The 1,850-nt window shown below is 62.2% G+C and carries 5 protein-coding genes; 1 reads left to right on the top strand and 4 read right to left on the bottom strand.

Going from position 1 to position 1,850, the window contains the following annotated elements; genetic code table 11:
* From RT424_RS24475 to RT424_RS24460, 4 genes are all read right to left on the bottom strand, one after another.
* The coding region (locus RT424_RS24475) for a twin-arginine translocation signal domain-containing protein (RefSeq protein WP_313443506.1) at positions 1–198 on the bottom strand (198 nt) is incomplete at its 3' end.
* A gap of 66 nt (positions 199–264) precedes the next feature.
* Positions 265–831, bottom strand: a complete 567-nt coding sequence (locus RT424_RS24470) for an RNA polymerase sigma factor (protein WP_007683367.1) — start codon at positions 829–831, stop codon at positions 265–267.
* Positions 828–1,268 carry a periplasmic heavy metal sensor gene (locus RT424_RS24465; RefSeq protein WP_007683368.1) on the bottom strand — a complete coding sequence of 147 codons (441 nt, stop codon included), beginning with the start codon at positions 1,266–1,268 and terminating at the stop codon, positions 828–830. The genes RT424_RS24470 and RT424_RS24465 overlap by 4 nt, the downstream gene beginning before the upstream one ends.
* Positions 1,268–1,540 (bottom strand): hypothetical protein, encoded by a 273-nt coding sequence (locus RT424_RS24460; RefSeq protein ID WP_004212738.1) that lies wholly within the window; start codon positions 1,538–1,540, stop codon positions 1,268–1,270. Before RT424_RS24460 ends, RT424_RS24465 begins: the two co-directional genes overlap by 1 nt.
* Positions 1,541–1,673: 133 nt before the next feature.
* Between RT424_RS24460 and RT424_RS24455 the strand changes: the two genes are divergently transcribed.
* Positions 1,674–1,850: copper resistance protein CopC (locus tag RT424_RS24455; RefSeq protein WP_313443508.1), on the top strand; the 177-nt coding region annotated here is incomplete at its 3' end.

The following is a 1,850-nucleotide window of genomic DNA, read 5'->3' as shown; positions in this document are numbered from 1 at the left end:
GAACTTGCGCCCGTCGATGGTCATCGACTGCCGGGCGATGGTGAGCGTAATGTCTTCGCCCGACACGGTCGGCAGCGTCGGTCGCATCCCCGGCGAGATCGTCTGCGCCCAGGCCGGCAGCCAGGCTGACAATGCTGCGCCGCCGCCGGCGAGGGCCGCGCCGCGGAGGAACTGGCGGCGGTCGAGAGCAGAAATCATTCGGTTGTCTCAGCTTTAAGAAAGAGGGCGTACCTATTGGGAATACGCAGCATGGCCTCATCCCCCTCAAACTTTCTTTAATATTTCCGAAAGGCGTGCCCTAGCTCGATAGAGGCGCGTTTCGACCGCCTTCTGGCTGATCCCGAGAATTTCGGCGGTTTCAGCTTCCGATTTCTCGTCGATCGTACGCAAAATAAGCGTGTCCTTGAGGGAAGACGGCAGGGCAGCAATCGCTTTCATTGCTTGCGCGAGCTGCTGTTCGGCCCCGATCGCCTGATCGGGCAGCGGTGCGTCGTCGGCGACGCCGTCCGCCTCGCCGAGCGGTAGGGCTAGGGCAAAGAAATTTCGAACCGCTCGCCGACGCCGCCAGTCATGGCATTTGTTGATGACAATCCGGGACATCCAGACCTGGAAGGGTCGGGTTACGTCATAGCGGTTGAGTGCGGCAAAGGCCGCGACGAAGCTCGCCTGGGTGACATCCAATGCCTCATCCATAGATCCGACATGGCTGCGCACGAGCCGGTGAACCCAACCTTGATGCCGGCGGACCAGCTCGCCATAGGCCGCTTGCCGGCCTCCAAGCGCCAGAGCCGCGAGCTCCCCGTCCGAGCAGTCGGGGAGGCACGCGGTCATTCGGATTTGGCCGTCAGCGCTTTCACCACGGCGTCGTCGAATTTGTCCGTCTGATCCGGGCGCAGCACGGCCCGCATCGCGAAGATATGCTCAAGTGTTTCTTTCTGCAGCGCGCCCATGGCCTGGTGCGAGCGATCCACCGCAGTTGCGACTTGCGGGCCATAGCCATGCTCCGCTTCGATCGCTTCCGCGAGACGCGCATTGTCGGCGCGCAATTCGGCCTCCAGCGCTTGACGCCGGATCGCGTAGTTCTTCTCGATTGTCTCGAGTCGGCTGTGTTGCGCTGAATTCAGCTTCAGATCGCGATGGAGCAGCTCGTGCAGCTCATTTTCGACCGGGCGCACTGGAACCACATAGACGCGGCCAATGACAACGCCAGCGATCGCCGCGGCGAAGGTCACCAGGACGAGGAGCAGGAGCCGGCGGCGGTCGCGCATCACTGCGAGCTCAGCAGCGTCGAGGGCGCAAGCGCGAGCCGAGCATCGAAGGGCGATAGCGGTTTGGCATCAGCAGACCGTGTCGGAACTGCCGAGCCGGCAATTCCGATGAACAGCGCGGTTGCGGCCGCGATGCCGAACGTCATAGCGCCAAGGCTTGGTATGGCCCGGATGCGCGCTATTTCCGCCATGACCCGGCTTTCCAGGCCGCCGAGCCTGGGATCGAGAGGCGCATCGCGCAACCGCGAGAGCAGGTGGTCAAGTTCATCCATGGTGCTTCTCCGTCTTCATCCTTCAATACGCACGATGGTCCAGGAACCCTTGCTGTAGATTGAAAAGAATAATTGCGAGGGGTGGGGGCTCGGGCTGCGTATTGTCTCATGGGATCTACAGGAGAATGTTCCAATGCGTTTCTTTTCGCCTCTCGCAGTTATCGCCGCCGTCGGCCTGAGTGTTTCTGCTCCGGCCTACGCGCATCCCAAGCTTGTGTCCTCGACGCCCGCCGCGAACGCCAGCGTCTCGGCGCCTTCGCGTATCACGCTCACCTTCAGTGAAGGTCTGATGCCGAAGCTGTCGGGCGCC

It is taken from the genome of Novosphingobium sp., from assembly GCF_032093395.1.
Lineage (GTDB): Bacteria > Pseudomonadota > Alphaproteobacteria > Sphingomonadales > Sphingomonadaceae > Novosphingobium.
The sequence above is the reverse complement of the archived record's forward strand: the minus strand, read 5'-3'. Positions and strand labels throughout refer to the sequence as shown.

Coding starts and splice junctions, on each gene's coding strand:
- RT424_RS24470 (WP_007683367.1), bottom strand. CDS start 831: ATGACCGCGTGCCTCCCCGACTGCTCGGACGGGGAGCTCGCGGCTCTG.
- RT424_RS24465 (WP_007683368.1), bottom strand. CDS start 1,268: ATGCGCGACCGCCGCCGGCTCCTGCTCCTCGTCCTGGTGACCTTCGCC.
- RT424_RS24460 (WP_004212738.1), bottom strand. CDS start 1,540: ATGGATGAACTTGACCACCTGCTCTCGCGGTTGCGCGATGCGCCTCTC.